Here is a 22,031-nt window from a genome sequence, read left to right as displayed (position 1 = left end):
AATTATAGAGAGAAAGTAAATAGGGGAGGAAAGAATGTCCGTCTTGGTCGAATTTGCAATGTTTCCTACAGATAAGGGTGAAAGTGTAAGCTCCTACGTTTCAAGAATAATTAAAATGATAGATGAGAGCGGCATTCCTTACAGGTTAACCCCTATGGGAACTGTTTTTGAAACAGAAACTATGGATGAAGCCCTTTCCATAATTAAGAAAGCTTACGAGCTTCTGGAACCCGACTGTAATAGAGTATATTCCGTTGTAAAGTTTGATATAAGGAAAGGAAGGTCAAACAGACTGGAGCAAAAGATAAGGTCAGTTGAGAGAAAATTAGGGAAAGAGGTAAAAAAGTAGAAAATGCCTATATTTATAGTGGGAGCAGGACGGGGAGTCGCTCAAAGGGGAAGACCCTTTGAGAGGAAAGTCCGGGCTCCACAGGGCAGGGAGCCGGCGTTGAGCCGGGCAGGGGCGACCCTGCGGAAGGGCCACAGAAAAGAGACCGCCACCTAAAAGGTGGTAAGGGTGAAAAGGTGGTGTAAGGGACCACCGCTCTTCTCCGTAAGGAGGAGAGGCACGGCAACCCCCTCCCGGAGCAAGGCTAAATAGGCCGGCGCTTGAGGGTGGCCCGCCCGATGCCGGTGGGTAAGCTGCACAGATAAATGACTCCCTTAAAAACAGAACCCGGCTTACGGCCTGCTCCCAGTTACTCTGGAATTACCTTCACAAAAACCCTTCTCGTCCTGGGACCGTCAAATTCACAGAAGTAGATTCCCTGCCAAGTTCCAAGGAGGAGCCTTCCTTCCTGAATGATTACCGTCTGGTTGCACCCTATAAGGGAGGACTTTATGTGGGCCGCAGAGTTCCCTTCAGCATGCTCGTAAAATGGTTCTCTCCAGGGAATTAGCTTATCCAAAGTTTTAATAATATCCTTTCTTACCGTTGGGTCTGCATTTTCGTTAATCGTAACTCCTGCAGTAGTATGGGGAACGTAAATAACGCAAATTCCCTTCTTTACCCCAGACTGAAGAACCACTGATTCCACCTGTCTTGTAATATCTATAAACTGGTCTCTTCCTGTAGTTTTTAATGTTATTTCGTAGACCATCAGACTCTCCTCTCTTTAATTTTAAGTTTATTATATTAGAGTTCCCTTCCAAACGTGTAGTTATCTATAAGCCTCGTATTTCCTACAAAGACAGCAAGAGCTATTACATCCCCTTCCTTCACTTTACATACAGGTTTCAAGCTCTCCGGGGAAACGATTTCTACATAGTCAATTTTTGTCTTAGGGTGTGAAAGGATAAAGTCTCTGACTTTTTCCTTTATTACCTCAGGATTCCTTTCCCCGTTTTCAAAGAGCTCCTTTGCAAGTTTCAATCCTCTGTAGAGGGAGAGTGCCGATTCCCTCTCTTCCTCCGAGAGGTATACATTTCTCGAACTCATAGCAAGACCATCCTTTTCCCTAACAATTGGGCATCCTACTATTTCAACAGGAATGTTCAAATCCCTAACAAGCCTTTTTATAACCTGAAGTTGCTGAAAGTCCTTTTCTCCAAAGTAAGCTCTTGTTGGCCGAACAATGTTTAAAAGCTTCGTTACAACTGTTGCAACACCCCTAAAGTGTCCCGGTCGGCTCCTTCCACACAAACTCTCAGTTAAGCCTCCTACTTCAACAAATGTTGAGAAACCCTCAGGGTACATTTCATCATCGGAAGGGTTAAAGAGAAAATCAACTCCTTCCTTCCTACAAAGCTCTGCATCCCTCTCTAAATTCCTTGGATACCTATCAAAGTCTTCGTTCGGGCCAAATTGAGTAGGGTTAACAAACACACTAACGATTACAACGTCATTTTCTCTCCTTGCCCTTCTTATAAGACTTAAGTGGCCCTCATGAAGGTAACCCATTGTAGGAACAAAGCCGACCTCCTTTCCGGTTTTAAGGAGGTTAGTTCCTATCCCCTGCATCTCCTTTACTTTCTTTACTATTCTCATTGACCTCTCCCTCTGCAATTACCTTTCCTTTGACAATTCCTACACCTAAGAGTATAACGGTTGCAGAGTAGTATATCCAAAGGAGAAAAATTATTACCGCAGCAAAGGAACTGTAGAGAATACTCACCTTTGAGACGTTAACTATGAACCAAACGAAAAACCTCTCAAAGAGTGCAAGGAGGAAAAAAACAATTAGTGAGATTCTAACCATAAATGAAATGGGAAGGGATATAGGCAGGAGGAAGTAGTATATGGACAGTAGAATGATAAATAGAAGTAACGGTGCTACAAGTGAAGATAAAAAGGAGAGGGCTGGAAACTGAGGAAGCAGAAAGGCAAGTAGATAGTGGGCTACATAGAACATGAACATAAGAGCCCAAAGCAAAAGTATTACGAGAACTATAACTAAGTGCCTGTAAATAAAACCGGCAGGGTTGTCTACCCTTAAAATCTCACAGAATGACCTTTCAATAGAAAGAAATATTCCTCTTGAAAACCAGAGCATTACAAGAGCTGCCGTTCCACTTATTATTCCTGAACTGTTAATTACCTGGTTTATCTGGTTGATTATCGGCTTTAAAGGGGAGTTCAAAAACTCCTTTGGAATGAACTCTTGAAAATTTGTATGAAAAATGACCATTCCTAAGAAAAAGAGAAATATAAAAAGGGGAATTATTGACATTAAGGTATAGTAAGCTATCGAGGCAGCATAGAACATGTAGTCCGACTCAAACAGGTCACAGACGGCAAAAATTAGATAAGAAATAAAGGAGTTCTTTCTAAGGAATTTCCTACATATCATCATTTAGAGCTCTATTCTTAAAAGTTTCTTAAACTCCATTATCTTTATACTCCTTCCTTTATCAGTACAAAGTCGTCCCTGTGGATGCAAACCTTTTTCTTCTCAATCTCGCTACTGCTGCACCTTGAAATTCCCTTTCCTATCAACTCTCCCCTTTCTGAATAGACCTCTACGGCATCGCCCTTTCTAAATTCGCCCTCCCAGTGTTTAATCCCCTTTGAAAGTAAACTCTTTCCAAAGTTTACAATGGCCTCTTCTGCTCCCCTATCTACGAAAATTTTCCCCTTTGGCTCCATCAAATAGAGAATTCTGTATCCCTTTGCCCTCAAAACCTTCTTCGGCAGGAATAGGGTTCCCAATCTCTCTCCATTTACAATTCTCTGAAGAACGTTATCTTCGTTTCCTCCTGCAACAATAACGGGAATTCCCTTTTTTACAGCCTTTAATGCAGCCTCAACCTTTGTTCCCATACCTCCAGTGCCGAAGGAGGTTTTACAGGAAAAGTCGCATACCCTAAAGAGCTCCCTCTCATCCTCAACAACGGGAATCAGCCTTGCATCGGGATTTTTAAGAGGGTCTTTATCGTATATACCCTTTGCAGTTGTTAGCATAATGAGGAGTTCAGCCTCGACGACAACTGAAACGTGGGCAGATAGATTGTCGTTGTCGCCAATCTGAATCTCCTCCGTTGAAACTGTATCGTTTTCATTAACAATGGGGACGACTCCAAACTTCAGGAGGGATTCAAACGTATTCCTTGCATTTAAAAATCTCTCCTTAGACCTTAAATCCTCTGCAGTCAGGAGAACCTGGGCAACCTCAACACCAAACTCCTTAAAGGCTCTCCTGTACTCTGCAAGGAGATATGGTTGACCGATTGCAGAGAGAGCCTGTTTTTCGGCAAGTGAAAAGGGCTTCCTGTTAAAACCTAAGGCCTTTATACCTGCAAGGACTGCCCCAGAACTTACCAGAATAACTTCTCTCCCTGCCTCCTTTAACTTGGCAATTTGAGAGGCTACGTTAAGAATAAACTCCCTGTTCAGTCCGGTTTCGCCAGCTAAAAGCTGAGAACCTACCTTAACTACTATTCTCCTTGCTCTTCTGAACATTCTCAAGCTCCTTTAATTTCTGGGAAACAAAGCTCATAAGCCTATCCATCCCCTCTCCAGTTACAGCAGAAACTGCAAAGAAAGGATAACCTTTTTTGGAGAAGTACTCCTTGAGCCTGTTTAGAATGGAGCGGTCTGAAAGTGCATCGATTTTCGTTCCAACAACGATTTGAGGTTTCTTTGAGAGCTCTGGGGAGTAGAGCTCCAACTCCCTATTTATGGCCTCAAAAGCCTCCTCAGGAGACCTTGTCTGGTCCGTTAAATCTATGAGGTGGAGTAACAGTTTTGTTCTTTCAATATGCTTTAAAAACTCATGACCTAAACCTTTTCCCCTGTGAGCTCCCTCTATAAGCCCTGGGATGTCCGCAACTACAAAGGAGTGGTCCCCCACTCTCGTAACTCCCAAAATTGGCCTCAACGTTGTAAACGGATAGTCTGCAATTTCCGGTTTTGCTGCAGAAATTTTAGAGAGGAAGGTTGACTTTCCAGCGTTTGGAAAACCTATAAGGCCTATATCTGCAAGGAGTTTGAGTTCAAGTTCTATCCATCTCTCCTCTCCAGGTTCACCTGGCTCTGCAAAGTCGGGAGCTCTCCTTGTAGGTGTTGCAAAGGCTGCATTTCCCCTTCCTCCTCTTCCCCCCTTGGCAACTATCAACCTCTGCCCGTGTTCAGTCAGGTCTCCAATCACCTCTCCAGTCTCTGCATTCCTTACAACCGTTCCTACGGGAACCTTAATTATTAGGTCCTCTCCACTCTTTCCGCTTCTCTTGTTTCCCTCTCCGTGTCTTCCCCTTTCAGCCCTGTAGTGCCTCCTATACTTAAAGTCAAGGAGTGTGTGGACGTTTCTATCGGCAACTAAGACAACGTCTCCTCCCTTACCGCCACTGCCTCCAGAGGGGCCACCTTTAGGAACGAACTTCTCCCTTCTAAATGCAACACAGCCGTTGCCTCCGTGTCCTCCCTGGACAAATATTTTAGCTCTATCGATAAACTTCGCCATTTTTCCTCCCGATTGGATTACAAGACTAATGTAGTTTTTTTAAAAAATAAATTCAACTAAATTCAACGGAGGTAAGAATGAAGAGGATATTAACGTTAATAATTTCTATCCTCCTCCTGATTTTTCCAGTTACCCTCTACAGCTGTTTTTCAGGTGGAGAGAAGGTAAAAAGAGAGACCCTAACCGAGCTTAACTACAGGGGATTGAAGTTCTACGAAACAGTTGGAGGACATACGATAAGAAGACACGTCGGGAAGAACTATAAGTGGCTTGTAGAAAGACTTGAAAGTGAGCCAAGATTAAGGAGTGCAAGTTCTTTTTACGATTTAAGAACTGCAGAAGAGGTTGTTAGAAGGGCTATTTCAGAAAACAGAAATAGAATTAAAGAGTGGCTTTTAAACAGCAGAGCTCCCAACAAATTAGTTCTAATCTACAGGGGAGAAAAACCGATAGGAATAAAGGTAGTAAGGGGAAGGGGTTATTACACTGAGAGAGTGTGTAAGAGTGCAAGAATAGTCTTGAAAAAGGACAAAAGGTTTGGTTTCATTGTTCTAACTGCATATCCAACATAGATGGAGGAGGAAGTGAACTACGAGAAGGAGAAGCTCTTTGAGGAGAGGTATCCCTTTTTCTACTCCCTCCTTGCATCCTTTTCGTACGGGATTGAGGAGGGGAAGTCCGACTGGGACATAGTCAGGGAGGAATTGGTGGACTGTGAAACTGCAAAAAAGCTCCTCTCAGAAATTGACCAGTTTTTAAAGAACAATCCGGCAGACTTTGAACACGTAGTTGGGGATGTTGCAAATTACTACTTCGACGATACAAACGATTTTTTGAGATGGATTGAACAGATAAAGAGGTACGTAACTTCAATGAAGAGGAATCTCTGTGGAGAATAGGGTAGACCTTTCAACATTTTTAAATGAAAAGTGCAAGTTTTACCAACTGAAGGACGGTTTTAGATTCGGAACGGATACGTTCCTGCTTGCTGACTTTGTAAGGATAAAGGGAAAGGAAAAACTGATAGACCTTGGAACGGGCTGCGGTGTTATTCCGATTCTCCTCCTTCTAAAGTACGGTGAAATATCTGCAGTGGGAATTGATGTTGCAGAGGAGAACGTTGAATTGGCGAGGAAGAATGCAGAAATAAACAACGTTGAAGAGAGGTTTCAAGTTTTGAAACTTAACGTTAAGGAAGTGAGTAAGGTTTTCAAACCCCACTCCTTTGACATTGTTGTAACAAATCCTCCCTTCATTGAGGTTGGGAAGGGTTCCATTTCAAAGGGAAGCTTGAGGGCTCTGGCAAGACAGGAGATTGAGGCAAAGCTAGAGGACTTTATAAAAGCAGCAGGCTTCTTACTGAAAAATAGAGGTAGATTCTACCTCCTCCTACCCGTTCACAGGTTTACAGATGCAATCTTTCTCATGAGGGAAAATAGGATAGAACCTAAAAGACTGAGGTTTCTGTATCCCTGCTTCGGGAGGGAGGCAAACCTGTTCTTGGTTGAAGGGGTAAGGGGAGGAGGTAAGGGAGTAACTGTAGAACCTCCCCTCGTTATCTACTCAGACTGTAAGAGGAGGGAGTATACTGACGAAGTAGAGAAAAAGTACAGAGAATTTCTCAATGGATAGGAAAAAACCCTCACTTTTTGAGCTTTCAACTGCCTACCTAAAGTTGGGACTTACTGCCTACGGTGCAGTTATGCTTCAAGAGTTAAGGTCCTCCTTTTTAAAAAGGGGATGGATTACAGAGAAGGAATTTGAGGAAGGTCTTGGAATGGTTCAGCTCTACCCGGGTCCTGTAATGTTCAACCTTGCAACGTACGTAGCTTACAGGATAGGGGGAGTGGCTGGAGCTCTCTTAGGCACACTTTTCTTTCTTCTCCCTACATTTCTCTTGATGCTTTTCCTTTCCTACATCTATTTTAATTTTAAGCAGGTTGCCTGGCTTAAGAGCCTCTTTCCTCCGTTGGAAGGAATGGTCTTAGGTGTTTTAATCCACATTTCCCTTGACTTTGCCAGGAAATTTTCAAGTACACTTAAAAAGTTCTTGATGGCGCTCTTTGCCTTTCTCTCAGTTCTCCTAAACGTCAATGGAGCTGTTGTAGTAGCCGTCTCTTTTGTTTTGGGTACGTTTCTCTTTAAATCCATTGAGGGGAAAAGAGAATTTAATGTCTCAAACGTATCAGTTGACTACCTTAAACTGTTTCTTTTAGGAGCTCCACTCCTTGCTGCCCTTTTAGTAGGATTGGTATCGAAAGGAAAGTTGGCAGAACTCCTCCTCTCAATGGTAAAAATCGGTTCAGTTGCCTTTGGAAATGGATTTACAATTCTCCCCCTCCTTCAACAGGAAGTTGTCAGTTACCACCACTGGCTTTCACTCAAGGAGTTTACGGACGGAATCGCCTTTGGCCAGATTACGCCGGGGCCAATCCTGATAACTTCGACGTTCATAGGGTACAAAGTCTGTGGAGTTTTAGGGGGAATGGTTGCAACCTTTGGAATGTTCTATCCCTCCTTTTTCTTTACCCTTCTCTTTGCCGACATTTACAGCAAAATAAAGGAGCTAACCCTTATAAGAAGAGGAATATCCGCCGTCCTTTCTGCCTTCACTGGAATGCTTTTCTTTGTTGTTCTGACTATTCTAAAGTTCCTGGTCTCCTACCCGTTTTCCTTCATATGGGTAGCTTATGCTTTTTTGTCCGTTAGGTACCTTAGATTGGGAGTACTTCCTCTATTCTTAGTTGGATTAACTTTTAAGCTCCTTCTCTACATTTTCGGAATTAGATTCTTTTAACAATTTTGAACTTATAAATAAAATTGTCTAAAATTCCACAGACTTTTATCCTTTTTAGGAGGGAAATGTGAAGAAAAGGGTTGTTCTCGCCTATTCCGGTGGGCTTGATACATCTGTGATAGTTAGATGGTTAACAGATAGAGGATACGAGGTAATTACCTATACTGCAGACGTTGGACAGGGTGAAGAGCTTACAGAAATTCCAGAAAAGGCTAAGGCTTCAGGGGCCGTTGAGGCCATTGTTGATGATATAAAGGAAGAGTTTGCAAGGGAGTACTGTTTACCCTTAATGAGGGCGGGAGCTCTCTACGAAGGAAAGTATCCACTGATAAGTGCCCTTTCAAGGCCTTTGATAGCTAAGAAGTTGGTTGAAATCGCCCATAAGGTTGGAGCCGACTTTGTTGCCCACGGTTCAACGGGAAAGGGTAACGACCAGGTGAGGTTTGAGGCCTCAGTTTGGGCCTTAGACCCCGACATTGAAGTTCTTGCTCCCGTTAGAGAGTGGGAGTTCAAGTCGAGGGATGAGGAGATAGAGTACGCTCAAAAGTGCGGAATTCCTGTGGTGGCAACGAAGGAGAAGCCCTATTCCTACGATAGAAACTTGTGGGGAGTTGCAATAGAAGCCGGTCCACTTGAGGACCCTTATATAGAACCTCCTGAGGATGCTTTCGTTTTAACAGTATCCCCCGAGAAGGCACCTGATGAGCCCGAGTACGTTGAAATTGAATTTAAAGAGGGAACTCCAGTTTCTCTAAACGGCAAAAGCTACACAGAGATTTGGAAATTAATCTGGGATTTGAATGAAATTGCTGGAAGACACGGATTTGGAAGAATAGATATGGTTGAAAATAGACTTGTCGGGATTAAATCAAGGGAGGTTTACGAATCTCCTGCAGGACTACTACTCATAAAGGCTTACGATGAGATTGAAAGTTTAGTTCTTGACAGATTTACTTACCACTACAAACAGAGTCACATAAAGCACCCTTACGCAGAAGTTGTTTACGAAGCCCTCTGGTTCACACCACTTAGGGAAGCTTTAGATGCGTTTAACAATAAAATTTCTCCTTTGGTTACAGGAACTGTGAGATTTAAGCTCTACAAGGGAAGTGCTCAAGTTGTTGGAAGGAAGTCTCCAAATTCGCTCTACATTGAGGATTTGGCAACCTACAGTCCAAAGGATACCTTTGACCATAAGGCAGGAGCGGCATTTACAAAGGTGTGGAGTCTGCCGCTTAAAGTAATGGGAAGAGTAAGAAAGAAAGGAGGGAACAGATGAAATACGAATTGGAGAATGTAAACGATGTAATTAAGAAAGTGAAAATGGAGTTAGAACCTGAAGAGGTAGAGAAAGAGGTAAAGGCAATCTGCAGGGAGATAGGAAGAAGGGCAAAAGTTCCCGGCTTTAGACCCGGTAAGGCTCCTGCGTCTGTAATAAAGAAGTACTACGAGGAGGATATAAAGGATACTCTACTAAGAACACTCATTCCTCAGAAGTTGGCTGAAGTTTTGGAAAAAGAAGGGCTCAACCTAATCTCTGACCCCGGAGTTGAGTCCTACAACGCAGACCTTAAGGAAAATAGAGTCAATGTAGTTTTAATTCTTGAGGTTAAGCCTGAAATAGAGATTAATCCCGAAGATTACAAGGGAATAAAGGTAAAGAGAACAAAGAGAAACGTTGGAGATGAGGACGTTCAGAAGGTAATTGAGGGCTTGAGGAACCAGAGTGCAACATGGAAGGAGGTTGACAGGGAAGCTAAGGAAGGAGATTTGGTTGAATTAGAGTACGAAACTCAGGTTGAAGGGGAGGAGGAGAGCCATAAAGGTGAAGTTTCAGTAGTTTTGGGACAGGAGCAACTCTGGCCAGAGGTTGAGAAGGAGGTTTTAGGTAAGAAGGCCGGAGAGGAAGGAGAGGTTGAGTTTGAGGCTCCAGATGAAGAAAAGTACGGTGAAGCTAAGGGGAAAAAGGTTAAAGTTAAGTTTAAAGTAAAGTCAGTTAAGGAAAAGGAGCTCCCTGAAGTTAACGATGAGTTTGCAAAGAGGTTTGGATTTGAGAATCTTGAAGACATGAAGAAGAAAATCTTAGAGGATTTAGAAACTGCTGAAAAGGTAAGGGAGCAGGAGGAGGTTGAGGACCAGATTATTGAGGAACTCCTCAAAAAGGTGAACATCCCCGTACCTCCATCAATGTTAGACCTTGAGATAAGGGCTCAGGCTCAGAATCAGTTAAACAGGCTTGCTCAAATTGGAGTTGATGTAAGTCAAGTCAGCCCTGAAGGAATAGTTGAGATGGTAAGACCGACCGCAGAAAAAACGGTAAAGGTCAAGCTTCTCCTTGAGAGAATTGCCGAACTTGAAGGGATTGAAGTTACAGACGAAGATGTTGAATCTGAAATACAGAAACTTGCAGATTCTGCCTTTGGCGGAGACTACGTAAAGGCAAGGCAGTCGTTGGAGGAAAAGGGACTACTCAGCATGATAAGGCAGGACATTTTGAGGCAGAAGGCATTAGACAGACTGATTGAGCTTGCAGAGGTTGAAGAGGTAGAAGCAGAGGAGGAAAACAAAGAGGAAAAAGAAGGTTAATCTTCCTTATCCCCCCTTTGGGGGGTGTACTTTCCTAATCTATACCTAAACTCCCTAAATGTTAATCCAAGAAGTTCTGCTGCCTTCGTCTTTTTTCCCTCAGCTAACTTCAGTGCTTTAAGCAGGTAATTTTTTTCCGTTTCTTCAAGAATTTTTTTCAGGTTTACTCCCTCAGGTGGAATTTCAACATCCTGAATACTAAAGCTTTCGAAAGAGAAGCCAGCTCCAAGGACTCCATCATCGTCTAAGAGAATTACCTCCCTTTCAACCAAATTTTTAAGTTCCCTAACGTTTCCTTCAAGGGGTAGTGAGGATAAGTACTTTATGAAGCGGGGAGAAATTTTCCTTACCCTCTTTTTGTACTTCTTTGAAAAGATATCTGCAAAGTATTCAACCAAGATAGGAATATCCTCCCTCCTCTCCCTTAAAGGAGGAGTGCATAGAGTGATTGTTGCAAGCCTATAGTAGAGGTCCTCTCTAAACCTTCCATCCTCAATTTCCCTCTTTAAGTCCTTGTTTGTAGCTGCCAAAACTCTTACATCAACCCTTTTTTCCTGAGTTGAACCTAAAGGGATAAATGTCTTTTCCTCTAAAAACCTTAGAAGCTTTGCTTGAAGTTGTAATGGCATATCCCCTATTTCGTCCAAAAAGAGAGTTCCTCCGTCGGCCTTCTCTATAAGTCCCATTTTGTTAGAGAGAGCTCCAGTAAAAGCCCCTTTCTTATAACCGAAGAGTTCACTCTCAAGTAGCTCCATCGGTAGTGCTGCACAGTTAATTGCAACAAAGGGTTTATTCCTTCTTGGACTTAACTTGTGAATTGCCCTTGCTGCGAGTTCTTTACCAGTTCCACTCTCTCCTAAAATCAGAACGTTGACATCGTAAGGAGCAATTTTTTTTATCTGTTCCTTTAACCTCTCTATTACCTTTGATTTTCCAACTATTAAAGGGAAGTCTTCTTCTGTTTTCCCCTTCAATCTAATTTTTTCTGTAACGTTCCTTAAAATCAGCTTCAGTTCATCAACGTTAAAGGGTTTTTCTATGTAGTCGTAAACCCCCAATTCAAATGCCTCTTTAATTGTCTCCGTCGTAGCAAAGGCTGTAATTATTATCATTTCAGTTTCAAGCTGTTCCTTTTTAACCTTTCTCACAACTTCCATGCCAAAACCATCAGGAAGCCTCAAATCAACGAGAATTAAATCGTAGATTCTCTCATCGATTTGGGAAAAAGCCTCTTTTAAACTTCCAGCTTCGCTAATTTCGTAACCAAACTCACCAACGAGCATTTTGAGTATTTCCCTTAAGTTAATCTCATCCTCAAGAATCAGAGCTCTCATCAAACTCTCCAACAGGAATTTTTAAAATGAAAGCAGCTCCCCCTAAGGAACTCCTTTCAACAAGGATAAATCCTCCATTTTCAACCACAAACTTCTTAACAATGGAGAGGCCAAGGCCGGAACCACCACTTCTCCTTGAGAAGAATGGCTCAAAAATTTTCTCTTTATCCTCTTCTAAAACCCCTGGACCGTCGTCCTCAACCCTCAGTTCAAGTAAATTTCTATCCTTTTTAACCTTCACAATAACTTGACTCCTTGCCCAGTAGAGAGCATTGTTTATTAGATTCTCAACAACGGAATTGAAAGATTGTGGGTCTGTAAAAATCCATACGTCTTCACCCTCTACTTTGCAGGATTTCTCTGAAACAAGATTATTACAAACAGTTTCTACAACCTGTTTGGCATTAATTCGTTTTCTAAACTGGGGCATAGGCCTTGATAAATTGAGAAAATCCCTTATCGTTCTATCGAGTCTATCAACCTCAGTAAAAAGAATTTTCATTAACTTCTCATTTTCCCTTTCCGGTTTTATTAATTGGAGAGCTCCCTTAATTGAAGCTAACGGGTTTTTCAGTTCGTGAGCTAGGTTTGCACTTATTTCGTAGAGTCTTTTATAAAATTCAGACTCTTTCTTTAATTTTTCCAACTCCTCAAAATTTCTCTTTTGTTCTTCCATGTTTTCCCTTATTTTCTGGGAAATTAAGAAAATTAGAGTAAGGGCTAAAAAGTTAAGAAAACTTTGAAGTAGATTAAATTCTCCCCTCTCTATAAGAAAGTAAAAAATGTGAAGTGAATAGGAAAGGATAAGAACAGATATCCCCTGCCATCTGTTTAGAAAAAGGGAGGAGAAAAAAATCGGAAAGAAGAGAAAGAGAGAAAAAATGGTGTACGAAAAAACTCCCTTGACTGCAAGGAGAAAAAGAAACAATTCGTCAAGGAGAAATTCATAAAGGTAGGACTTTTCCGAAAAAAGAAGGATAAGAAATGAGATAAAAGAATAGATTCCTAAAACTAAATAGGAGTATGGGTCGAGAAATTTTGAACTTATCGAGTAAACCGAAAGAAGGAGAACAAAAAGGCCGGCAGAGAATCCCAATCTGCCAACCTTATAAATAAGTTGAAGCTTTTCAAAGGAGAATTTAACAGATACCAAGCTCTCTCTCTAAGGAGTTCTCATAGAGCTCTTTTAATTCCTCTATTGGAATATTCACAACTTCTCTTCCCTTATGTTTGATTATTCCCCTTTTACCACCTACCTTACCTATTACTTTAGCTGGAACGGCTTTTCTCTTGAAAAACTCTAATACTTCATCCAACCTGTTCTGAGAGGTACTTACAACGACTCTGCTTTGCTCCTCTCCGAAGAGTAAGAAATCGGTTCTCAAATCGTCATCTAAATTAACTTCAAACCCTAAGCCCCTCTCGAAGGAGGATTCAAAGAGATTAACTGCTAAACCACCTTCAGATACATCGTGGGCGTGTTTTATCAGTTTCGATTTTATTGCTTCAATTAAAGCTTCCTGAAGGGTTTTTTCAAATCTTAAATCTACCGTTTGACCGCTTCCCTTAAACTCACCCTCCACTAACTTTTGATACTCTGAACCGGAAATATTTCCGGTGTTTTCGCCAAGTAGGATGATAATATCCCCTTCGTTCTTAAAGTAGGAGGTCATCCGTTTCTCTACATCTTCTAAAACCCCCACACAGACAACTGTAGGAGTTGGGAAAATGGCTCTCTTTCCTTCCTCTGTTTTTGTTTCGTTATAAAAGCTTACATTCCCACTGACAACCGGAGTTTCAAGAACCTTACAGGCGTCGGCCATTCCATCTGTTGCCTTGACAAACTGCCACATAATTTCCGGGTCCTCCGGACTACCAAAGTTTAAACAGTCCGTTATGGCCCTTGGAACGGCCCCACTACAGGCAACATTCCTTGCTGCTTCAGCAACGGCTATCTTTCCACCCTCATAAGGGTTCAGATAGCAGTACCTTGAATTACAGTCACTGCTTATAGCTATTCCTTTTTTTGTTCCCTTAACCCTCAAAACGGCCGCATCTGAACCAGGATAGACAACGGTATTTATCTGAACCATGTGGTCGTACTGCTCCCAGATCCACCTTTTACTTGCTATCGTAGGGGAGGAAAGGAGCTTTCTTACAACTTCGTTTAGGTTTTTAGGTTCAGGAATGTCGTTCTGGTCGTACTTTTTATTCTCAATAATGTACTTTGGTACCTTGAAGGGCCTATAGTAAACGGGAGCTTCATCTGTAAGTGCCTTTATAGGGAGCTCCGCAACAACCTCTCCCTTCCAAAAGAGCCTCAAAACAGGCTCCTCAATAACCTCACCAATTACAACGGCATCTAATCCCCACTTCCTAAAAACGTTCATTATCTCCTCTTCCTTTCCCCTTTCGCAGACAACTAACATTCTCTCCTGAGATTCTGAGAGCATTATCTCGTAAGGGGTCATCCCCTCTTCCCTCGTAGGAACCTTATCAAGGTCTAACTCAACGCCAACGCCTCCGCGGGAGGCCATCTCAACCGAGGATGAGGTTAATCCAGCAGCTCCCATATCCTGAATAGCAACTATTCCTTCCTTTTCCATTGCCTCTAAACAGGCTTCTATCAGGAGCTTCTCAAGGAATGGGTCTCCAACCTGAACGTTAACCTTCTTTTCAACCTCCTCCTCTGAGGAAAATTCCTCAGATGCCATTGTTGCCCCGTGGATTCCATCCCTTCCCGTCTTTGCTCCAACGTATATAACGGGATTCTCAACTCCTGCTGCCCTTGCGTAGAAAATCTTGTCTTTCTTAACAAGTCCCAGTGCAAATGCATTTACAAGGGGATTCGTCTGGTAACACGAATCAAAGTAAACCTCTCCTCCAACTGTCGGAACTCCAACACAGTTTCCGTAGTGGCTAATACCAGAAACGACTCCCTTCGTCACGTACCTCATCTTTGAGTCGTGAAGCTCTCCAAATCTTAAAGAATCCATACAGGCTACAGGGCGGGCACCCATTGTAAAAACGTCCCTCAAAATTCCACCTACACCTGTAGCTGCTCCGTTGAACGGCTCTATGTAGGATGGGTGGTTGTGGGACTCAACCTTGAAAGCTGCACATATTCCCCTTTCCTCATCAACCATTATGATTCCTGCATTTTCACCGGGTCCTTGAACCACCCACGGAGCCTCTGTTGGAAACTTTTTGAGGTGTGGCCTTGAAGACTTATAGGAACAGTGTTCGGACCACATAGCCGAAAATATACCAAGTTCAACTAAATTTGGTTCTCTTCCAAGCAGTTCCAGAATTTTCTGGTACTCTTCCAGAGTAACGTGCTGTTCAATAAGTCTTCTATCCATCTACTCTCCCCATACTGTTTGTGTTGGTAATTATCCTACAATTAAAACTGATTGGTGAAGTGGAAATATATTTCTATAGGAAGGAATTAAAGTATGAGATTAAAACTCTTTATTACAGGACTTGTTCAGGGAGTAGGTTTCAGGCCCTTCGTTTACAGAGTTGCTAAGGAGCTCTCTCTAAGGGGTTACGTACTGAACAGTGATTCCGGTGTTGTAGTTGAAGTTGAGGGTGAAAAAGAGAGGTTGGAGGAATTTCTAAAGAAACTCCAGACAGAGCTCCCTCCGGCTGCAAGGATATTTAGCATCGATAAGAAATTCCTCGATGACATCGGCTACAGTGATTTTGAAATAAGAAGGAGTGAGAAGAGGGGAGAAGTTAAGGTCTCCGTTCTACCGGATTTAGCAACCTGTAGGGACTGTCTAAGGGAGCTCTTTGACAAAAGCAACAGGAGATACAGATATCCCTTCATAAACTGTACAAACTGTGGTCCAAGGTACACAATCATACTCTCCCTTCCCTACGACAGGGAAAACACAACGATGAAAAAGTTTAAGATGTGTCCTGAGTGTTACAGGGAGTATACAGACCCTTTAAACAGGAGGTTCCACGCCCAGCCTAACGCATGTCCTGAATGTGGTCCACATGTAGAACTCCTAAATGAAAAGGGAGAAAGGATAGGAGAGAGGGAAAGTGCATTAAAGGAAACGGTTAGATTTCTCAAGGAAGGAAAAATTCTTGCAGTTAAGGGATTGGGTGGATTTCACCTTGTATGCGATGCAACGAACGAAAAGGCTGTAAGGGAACTTCGGAGGAGAAAGAGAAGGGAGGAAAAGCCGTTTGCAGTTATGTTTAAGGATTTAGACCAGTTAAAAGAGTACGCAGAGGTATCGAAACTTGAGGAAATTGCACTAACGAGCGTTGAAACTCCGATTGTCATTTTAAAGAGAAAGGAAAATACAGACTTAGCTCCCTCAATTTCTCCAGATACTAAAACTGTAGGAGCCTTTCTTCCCTACACACCACTCCACCACATCCTCCTTAGGGACTTTGGGAAGCCAATTGTTGCAACGAGCTGCAATTTAACAGATGAACCGATTATGTACAGGAACGAAGAGGTTGAAAAAGTCTTAGGGAAATTAGTTGACGGAGCCCTTATCCACAACAGGGACATAGCAAGGAGGTGCGACGATTCAGTTGTTAGGGTCATTTCAGGTAGAATCGTTCCAATTAGGCGTTCAAGGGGGTATGCTCCACTTCCAGTAGTTCTTCCATTTAAACTTAAAAGACCGGTTCTTGCCCTTGGTCCCCACATGAAGGTTACAGTTGCCGTAGGAAAGGAGGACAAAGTTTACATATCCCAGCACATAGGGGATATCGACAATTTAAAGGCAGAGGAATTTTTAAAGGAAACTGTCAGGGACCTAATAGAGCTCTTTGAATTAGAACCGGAGGTGGTAGTTACAGACTATCATCCAGGCTACTTTACAACGAAGTTTGGGAAAGAGTTCTTTCAGGAAAGGGTAAGGCAGGTTTACCACCACCACGCCCATACAATCTCAGTCATGGCTGAAAACGAAGTTCCCCTTGAGGAGAGAGTTATTTCATTTTCATTTGATGGAACAGGGTATGGAAAGGACGGGAAAATCTGGGGAGGGGAGGTTTTAACTGCTTCATATACCGATTTTGAAAGGGAATTTCACTTGAGGTACTTTCCACTTCCCGGAGGAGATAAAGCCGTAAAGGAACCCTACAGAACTGCCGTTTCACTTTTAATGGAGGTAGAGAAGGAACCGAGGGAGCTCCTGAACGTTGAGGCCGGAAAAGTTGAATTTGTAAAGCAGATGGTTTTAAAAGGGGTTAACTCCCCATTAACTTCAAGTATGGGAAGGTTATTCGACGGAGTATCCTCCATCTTGGGAATAAGAAACTACGTTTCCTACCACGCACAGGGAGCAATTCTACTTGAAGAGCTCTCAATGAAGGCGAGAACGGAGAAGAGCTATCCCTTTGAAATAGAAGGTAACGAAATAGACTGGAGACCAATAATTTTGGGAATACTGGAGGATTTGAAGAAAGGGGTTTCACCTGAGGAAATAGGAATGAAGTTCCACAATACCGTCGTTGACATAATCGTTAAAACAGCACAAATACTGAGGGATAGAACAGGAATTGGGAAGGTAGCTCTCTCTGGTGGTGTTTTTCAAAACAAGATTTTAGTTGAAAAGGCCTTTAAAAAACTCTCTTCCCTTGGATTTAAACCGATTATTCACCAGTTGGTTCCTCCAAACGATGGGGGAATTTCTTTGGGACAGGCAGTATACGGAGGGTTGATTTGAGGAAAGTTGTAAAGATAGAAGGAATACCTCTTACGGAAGGCCATTCGGGCCTCTACTTGGATGTTGAAGATGGAATCGTCAAAAGGGGACTGTACTTTGCTTTGGTTCCCGTTAGGGGATTTGAGACCCTCTTAATTGGAAGGGAGGCCTCTGTTGCTCCCGTTTTAACCAGTAGAATTTGCGGGCTCTGTCAAATAACCCACTCGATAGCATCTGCAAAGGCCATTGAATCTGCAGCGGGAATAGAGATACCTCCAGAGGCTGAAGTTTTAAGGGAAGTTTTAGGTTTGGCCGTTAGAATCTACAACAATCTCCTCCATCAGATAATGGTATCTGAGGACCTATTTCTAAAGAAGGATGACAGATTTCTGTTTATACGGGAGGTTCAAAGAGTTAGAAAATTTGTAGCCCGTCTTCTTGAGTCTGCAGGTGGTGAAATTATCCACTCTCCAAACATAGTTGTAGGAGGAATCTCAGAACCTTTCGAGGATTTTGTAAAGGAGAAATTTTTAAAGGAAGGAGAAGAAGTTTTAGGTTTACTTGAAAGTAACTACCTTACATTTAGGGAAGCTGTCGATGAACTCTGGAGGAGGGAATCCTTAGAAGAAACCCTTGGAAGTCACAATTTAGAGTTCTTCTCCACCGACCTTTACTACGGTAAGGAAATTGATTTCAACAGATTTTCCTTTAGGATGCCTCAAGAAATCTTTGAGGGTGAACTAAAGAGGAGAGTTTCTAACCTTTATCCTCTACTCAACGGGAAACCTGTTGAAACAGGTCCGAGAGCAAGGGCAGTTTTTTTTAAAGGTTATAAACCTAAAGGGGGAATAAAGGAGCTCCACATTTTAAGGGGAGAGGAGAACGTTGAGGCCTTAAAGAGAATTCTTGAACTCCTTGAAAGTAATAGTTTTTCTGGGGAGCTCAGGAATAGAAGGTTACCCATCTCCGATGGAGAAACGTTGGGAGTAGGAGTCCACGAAGCTCCAAGGGGAACAAATGTACATGCTGTAAAAATTGATAAATCTGGAAAAATTATATATTATAAAATTGTAGTTCCAACGGAAATTAATTTTTGGGCAATCTCCGAGTCACTCAAGGGTGTGGAGATTGACAAAGTCGAATACGTTGTAAGAGCGTACGACCCATGTATAGTATGTGCATCCCATTAGGGGGATAAATTGTTCTACAGCCTCTCAGAGGAAGGTGATTTTGAACTGAAAATAGGTTTTGTCCACCTTTCAAGCTGTTCCGGTTGCCAAGTTTCCTTTTTGGATATGTTTGAAGATGCAGTTGAAATACTTGATACTGTTAAGTTAGTTTACTCCAACATGCTTACTCGAAACAGAGAAATCCCTAAAATGGATGTTGCCTTTGTTGAAGGAGCTCTCTGTATTGAGGACCATCACCACTTGAACCTTCTAAAACAGCTTAAGGAAAAGGCCAGGGCTATCGTTACCGTTGGAGCGTGCTCCTCATTCGGGGGAATAAGACGACTCTCCTGTGGAAATCAGTTGCCCCAACCCCACGAACAGAGCTTTATACCTCTAACAGAATTGGAGTTTTTAAGAAGTAAAATCAAATACGCTATTCCTGGTTGTCCTCCCAACCCTTCACTCCTCTACAGTTTTCTCCTTGCTCTTCTAGAATCAAACGAGGACTTTCTCCTACCGTTTGAGTACATGGCCAACTCTGCAAGGGTCAGCGGACTGGATATCCTTTCAGAAGTTGTCAATAAGGGATTTTGTACAGGATGTGGAACCTGCTCTACAGCTTGTCCTACAAGGGCTATAACCTATGATAAAAGGTGCAACAAACCTACTCTCAACCTATCCCTTTGTGTTTTTTGTGGAGCCTGTTTAGCTGCTTGTCCTCAGACGTTTAAAACCTATCCACAACCAACCTATTAAGGGGAGTTAATGTTATTCCTTGATGAAAAGTTTCTTATAGGGAAGTACAGAAAAGTCTTTGAGGTAACCTCTGAAAGGGGAAATCCTTTAGAGGAATTTTTAAAACTTATGTTTCTAGAAAACCTCATTGATGGTCTCTTAACGTGTAGTGAGGATGGATTCAAACCGGAGCTCATCCTCTCAAAGGAAAAGGTCAAAGTTCCAAAGAAGAATGCGTGTTTTGGGATTAATTCCTTCTTAAAGAAGGCTGTTCAAAAGTACAGTTTGTCAAAATTAGCAGTTCTTGCTCCTTCCTGTGTCTTTGACGGTATAAACAAAACTCAGTACTACGGCATAGGATGTAACTGGACGAAAACAGCTATTGCAATAAAAATCGGAATTCTCTGTCCTGGAAACTTAAAGAGTTCTTCTTTTGAAGCAGAGCTCTTAGATATATCTAAGAAAAGCGGCAAAGTTGAAAGAATTTTCTTTGAAGGAGACCATCTCTTCTACGAAGTAGAGGGAGAGGACGTTGAAGTTCCCATAGAAATTCACCACAGATACATGAATTCGGCCTGCCGATACTGTCTTAACTTATCGGCTAAGGGGAGTGATATTACCTACGTTCCCATTAAGGAAGAAAACAGAGCTCTTTTCATAGTCAGAAGTGAGAGGGGATGGAGCACAATAGGAAAACTACAAATGAAGTATCCTGGATTAATCCTCTTTAAAAAAGCAGAGAAAAAGTTGGTAGATGGAATTTTGGAGTTCCTCAGGAGAAAAGTGTTACTAAACATAGGGGATATTATCGATAGAATAGAGTTAGGGCTTCCACTACCAAAGTGGAACGACCAGAAGCTTAGAAAGTTCTACAAAATCTGGAATTCGGTTAACTTTGATTACGAGGAGGAGGTGTTCTGATGATTGGCCAACTGGAAATAGAGAGAAAAAGTTTAGAGAAAAAAGCTGAGTTTTTAAGAGTTTTAGGTCATCCAGAGAGATTGGCCATTGTTATTCTCACTATGGAAAAGGAGGTCTGTGTTAAGGACCTTGTAGACATTTTAAAAATTTCTCAACCAAAAGTATCACAACATGTTGGTTTAATGAAGGAGTTGGGAATTCTCTCTTTCAGAAAGGAAGGGACAAAGGTTTTGTATAGAACATCAAGCGAAATCGCTAAGGAAATAATTTCTTTACTCTTTGATTGATTAAACTTTAGTAAGATTACAGTAGAAATGTAGTCCTGAAAAGTAGGATAGGAGGAGAGTTATGCTAACAGGAAGGTTCCCCCAGTTGAGATTGAGGAGATTGAGGAAAAATGAAAATATCAGGAGAATGGTAAGGGAAACTGTTCTAACAGTAGACGATTTCATATATCCCATCTTTGTTGTTGAAGGAGAAAATAAGAAGGAAGAGATTCCCTCTATGCCTGGGCAGTTTAGGTACTCCATAGATAGACTGCCTGAAATAGGTGAGTTGGTTTTAAAAGCTGGAATTCCTGCAGTTATCCTCTTTGGAATACCTGAACACAAGGATGAACTGGGTTCAGACTCCTACTCGGAAGAGGGAATAATTCAGAGAGCAGTGAGGAAACTTAAGAAGGAGTGTCCGGAGCTCTACGTAATAACCGACGTCTGTTTCTGTGAATACACCTCCCACGGCCATTGTGGGTATTTGGCCTGTAGTGGTGAGGTGTGTGATGTTGACAACGATAAAACTCTGGAACTTTTAAAAAAACAGGTTATATCCCATGCTGAAGCCGGAGCCGACATGGTGGCTCCCTCTGGAATGATGGATGGAATGATTAAAGCAATAAGGGAGGCCTTAGATTCTGCAGGATTTTCGGACATTCCAATAATGTCCTATGCTGCAAAGTACGCCTCTGCCTACTACGGTCCTTTTAGGGATGCAGCAGAGTCTACGCCCGCATTTGGAGATAGAAGAACGTACCAGATGGACCCTGCTAACTTTAATGAAGCTCTCAGGGAAGTTGCCTTAGATATTCAGGAGGGAGCAGACATAGTAATGGTTAAGCCTGCTCTTGCATACATGGATGTAATAAGGGCGGTAAAGGAAACCTTCAAGTATCCAACAGCTGCGTACAACGTTAGTGGTGAATATTCAATGGTTAAAGCTGCCGCTATGAAGGGATGGATTGATGAGAGGAGAGTTGTTTTAGAAACTCTTACATCAATGAAGAGAGCGGGAGCAGATTTAATTCTTACATACCACGCCCTTGACGTTGCTGAGTGGTTGAAAGAAAGTTGATTAAGATTTGAGCTTAAGGGTTAACATAACAACAATTTATGAGGGGGATTCTTACAGGAATTTTTTCAGTTCTTCCTTTTAATTGTTGATGTAGAAACGGGATTTTTAAATAAGGAAATCTTTATATTATCTCAATTATTGATATGTAAATTGAATTACAAAAATAGAAAATTATCATAGTATTGACATCTGTTGAAGTTCAGAAAGAAGGTGGACACCCTAAAATAAGATTTGAACTCCAACAAAAGGAGGTGTCCACCAATGAAACAATTAAAGAAATTCAAAGGTGCATCCCTGCACATATCAAATACACCCTTCAAAAAAACAATCAAAAGAGGAACGAAAATCAAAACCAAACTCGACCTAACAAAAGACCCAAACGTGAGAAAAAGACTTAAATGGATTCAACACTACGAAAAACACCAAAATGCAAGACTAACCTGCAGATACTTCGGAATAAGTCCAACCACCTTCTACAAATGGAAAAATAGATACAAAAAGTACGGTTTAGAAGGCCTCAAAGACAGAAACAAAAGACCTCACAGAGTAAGACAACCTCAGAT

General features: G+C 42.0%; 22 protein-coding genes and 1 other RNA gene. 15 read left to right on the top strand and 8 right to left on the bottom strand.

Annotated features, from left to right (window positions below; genetic code table 11):
- Window positions 1-34 precede the first annotated feature (34 nt).
- The gene (locus FN732_RS07350; RefSeq protein ID WP_142935919.1) at window positions 35-349 is read left to right on the top strand and encodes an MTH1187 family thiamine-binding protein; all 315 of its coding nucleotides are present in this window, start codon (window positions 35-37) and stop codon (window positions 347-349) included.
- A 21-nt stretch (window positions 350-370) separates the two neighbouring features.
- Window positions 371-699: RNase P RNA component class A (gene rnpB, locus FN732_RS07345), an RNA gene on the top strand.
- Here the strand turns inward: rnpB and FN732_RS07340 are convergent.
- The 5 genes from FN732_RS07340 to obgE are packed head-to-tail and all read right to left on the bottom strand — an operon-like array spanning window position 699 to window position 4,898.
- On the bottom strand, window positions 699-1,100 hold the full coding sequence (locus FN732_RS07340; protein WP_142935918.1) for a secondary thiamine-phosphate synthase enzyme YjbQ: 402 nt from the start codon (window positions 1,098-1,100) through the stop codon (window positions 699-701). The genes rnpB and FN732_RS07340 overlap by 1 nt on opposite strands.
- A gap of 35 nt (window positions 1,101-1,135) precedes the next feature.
- A complete protein-coding gene (gene panC / locus FN732_RS07335) occupies window positions 1,136-1,987 on the bottom strand; it encodes a pantoate--beta-alanine ligase (protein WP_142935917.1) in 852 nt (283 codons plus the stop codon).
- A complete protein-coding gene (locus tag FN732_RS07330; protein ID WP_246051351.1) occupies window positions 1,941-2,792 on the bottom strand; it encodes a YihY/virulence factor BrkB family protein in 852 nt (283 codons plus the stop codon). The genes panC and FN732_RS07330 overlap by 47 nt, the downstream gene beginning before the upstream one ends.
- A gap of 41 nt (window positions 2,793-2,833) precedes the next feature.
- A complete protein-coding gene (gene proB, locus FN732_RS07325; protein WP_142935916.1) occupies window positions 2,834-3,898 on the bottom strand; it encodes a glutamate 5-kinase in 1,065 nt (354 codons plus the stop codon).
- Window positions 3,867-4,898 (bottom strand): GTPase ObgE, encoded by a 1,032-nt coding sequence (obgE, locus tag FN732_RS07320; RefSeq protein WP_142935915.1) that lies wholly within the window; start codon window positions 4,896-4,898, stop codon window positions 3,867-3,869. The genes proB and obgE overlap by 32 nt, the downstream gene beginning before the upstream one ends.
- Before the next feature lie 77 nt (window positions 4,899-4,975).
- Here obgE and FN732_RS07315 point away from each other — a divergent pair, with 77 nt between their 5' ends.
- The 6 genes from FN732_RS07315 to tig all read left to right on the top strand — a co-directional run bounded on the left by FN732_RS07315 (window position 4,976) and on the right by tig (window position 10,281).
- On the top strand, window positions 4,976-5,470 hold the full coding sequence (locus FN732_RS07315; RefSeq protein ID WP_142935914.1) for an RNase A-like domain-containing protein: 495 nt from the start codon (window positions 4,976-4,978) through the stop codon (window positions 5,468-5,470).
- Between the two features lie 12 nt (window positions 5,471-5,482).
- Window positions 5,483-5,797 (top strand): hypothetical protein, encoded by a 315-nt coding sequence (locus FN732_RS07310; RefSeq protein WP_142935913.1) that lies wholly within the window; start codon window positions 5,483-5,485, stop codon window positions 5,795-5,797.
- Window positions 5,787-6,530, top strand: coding sequence for a tRNA1(Val) (adenine(37)-N6)-methyltransferase (locus FN732_RS07305; RefSeq protein ID WP_142935912.1), 744 nt, complete (start codon window positions 5,787-5,789; stop codon window positions 6,528-6,530). Before FN732_RS07310 ends, FN732_RS07305 begins: the two co-directional genes overlap by 11 nt.
- On the top strand, window positions 6,523-7,695 hold the full coding sequence (gene chrA / locus FN732_RS07300; RefSeq protein WP_142935911.1) for a chromate efflux transporter: 1,173 nt from the start codon (window positions 6,523-6,525) through the stop codon (window positions 7,693-7,695). The genes FN732_RS07305 and chrA overlap by 8 nt, the downstream gene beginning before the upstream one ends.
- A gap of 67 nt (window positions 7,696-7,762) precedes the next feature.
- Window positions 7,763-8,974, top strand: a complete 1,212-nt coding sequence (locus FN732_RS07295; protein ID WP_142935910.1) for an argininosuccinate synthase — start codon at window positions 7,763-7,765, stop codon at window positions 8,972-8,974.
- Window positions 8,971-10,281, top strand: coding sequence for a trigger factor (gene tig / locus FN732_RS07290; RefSeq protein ID WP_142935909.1), 1,311 nt, complete (start codon window positions 8,971-8,973; stop codon window positions 10,279-10,281). Before FN732_RS07295 ends, tig begins: the two co-directional genes overlap by 4 nt.
- Here the strand turns inward: tig and FN732_RS07285 are convergent.
- Genes FN732_RS07285 through purL form a run of 3 tightly spaced genes read right to left on the bottom strand, consistent with a single transcriptional unit; the run spans window position 10,278 to window position 14,977 of the window.
- Window positions 10,278-11,615, bottom strand: a complete 1,338-nt coding sequence (locus FN732_RS07285; RefSeq protein ID WP_142935908.1) for a sigma-54-dependent transcriptional regulator — start codon at window positions 11,613-11,615, stop codon at window positions 10,278-10,280. The two genes, tig and FN732_RS07285, sit on opposite strands and share 4 nt — an antisense overlap.
- On the bottom strand, window positions 11,596-12,768 hold the full coding sequence (locus FN732_RS07280) for a sensor histidine kinase (protein WP_142935907.1): 1,173 nt from the start codon (window positions 12,766-12,768) through the stop codon (window positions 11,596-11,598). The genes FN732_RS07285 and FN732_RS07280 overlap by 20 nt, the downstream gene beginning before the upstream one ends.
- The gene (gene purL / locus FN732_RS07275; protein WP_142935906.1) at window positions 12,755-14,977 is read right to left on the bottom strand and encodes a phosphoribosylformylglycinamidine synthase subunit PurL; all 2,223 of its coding nucleotides are present in this window, start codon (window positions 14,975-14,977) and stop codon (window positions 12,755-12,757) included. The genes FN732_RS07280 and purL overlap by 14 nt, the downstream gene beginning before the upstream one ends.
- Before the next feature lie 93 nt (window positions 14,978-15,070).
- Between purL and hypF the strand changes: the two genes are divergently transcribed.
- From hypF to FN732_RS07240, 7 genes are all read left to right on the top strand, one after another.
- A complete protein-coding gene (hypF, locus tag FN732_RS07270; protein WP_142935905.1) occupies window positions 15,071-17,314 on the top strand; it encodes a carbamoyltransferase HypF in 2,244 nt (747 codons plus the stop codon).
- Complete coding sequence (locus FN732_RS07265; protein WP_142935904.1) at window positions 17,311-18,483, top strand: nickel-dependent hydrogenase large subunit; 1,173 nt, start codon at window positions 17,311-17,313, stop codon at window positions 18,481-18,483. Before hypF ends, FN732_RS07265 begins: the two co-directional genes overlap by 4 nt.
- Before the next feature lie 9 nt (window positions 18,484-18,492).
- Window positions 18,493-19,221 (top strand): NADH-quinone oxidoreductase subunit B family protein, encoded by a 729-nt coding sequence (locus tag FN732_RS07260; RefSeq protein ID WP_246051350.1) that lies wholly within the window; start codon window positions 18,493-18,495, stop codon window positions 19,219-19,221.
- A gap of 9 nt (window positions 19,222-19,230) precedes the next feature.
- Window positions 19,231-20,121, top strand: a complete 891-nt coding sequence (locus tag FN732_RS07255) for a Coenzyme F420 hydrogenase/dehydrogenase, beta subunit C-terminal domain (protein ID WP_142935903.1) — start codon at window positions 19,231-19,233, stop codon at window positions 20,119-20,121.
- On the top strand, window positions 20,121-20,408 hold the full coding sequence (locus FN732_RS07250) for an ArsR/SmtB family transcription factor (protein WP_142935902.1): 288 nt from the start codon (window positions 20,121-20,123) through the stop codon (window positions 20,406-20,408). Before FN732_RS07255 ends, FN732_RS07250 begins: the two co-directional genes overlap by 1 nt.
- A gap of 61 nt (window positions 20,409-20,469) precedes the next feature.
- Window positions 20,470-21,468: a porphobilinogen synthase gene (hemB, locus tag FN732_RS07245; RefSeq protein WP_142935901.1), complete on the top strand. Its 999-nt coding sequence runs from the start codon at window positions 20,470-20,472 to the stop codon at window positions 21,466-21,468.
- Window positions 21,469-21,729: 261 nt separating this feature from the next.
- A partial coding sequence (locus tag FN732_RS07240) for a helix-turn-helix domain-containing protein (protein WP_142934556.1) occupies window positions 21,730-22,031 on the top strand: 302 nt, incomplete at its 3' end.

It is taken from the genome of Balnearium lithotrophicum, assembly GCF_900182585.1.
Lineage (GTDB): Bacteria > Aquificota > Aquificia > Desulfurobacteriales > Desulfurobacteriaceae > Balnearium > Balnearium lithotrophicum.
Note: the sequence above shows the minus strand (reverse complement) of the source record. Positions and strands in the feature narration are given on the sequence as shown.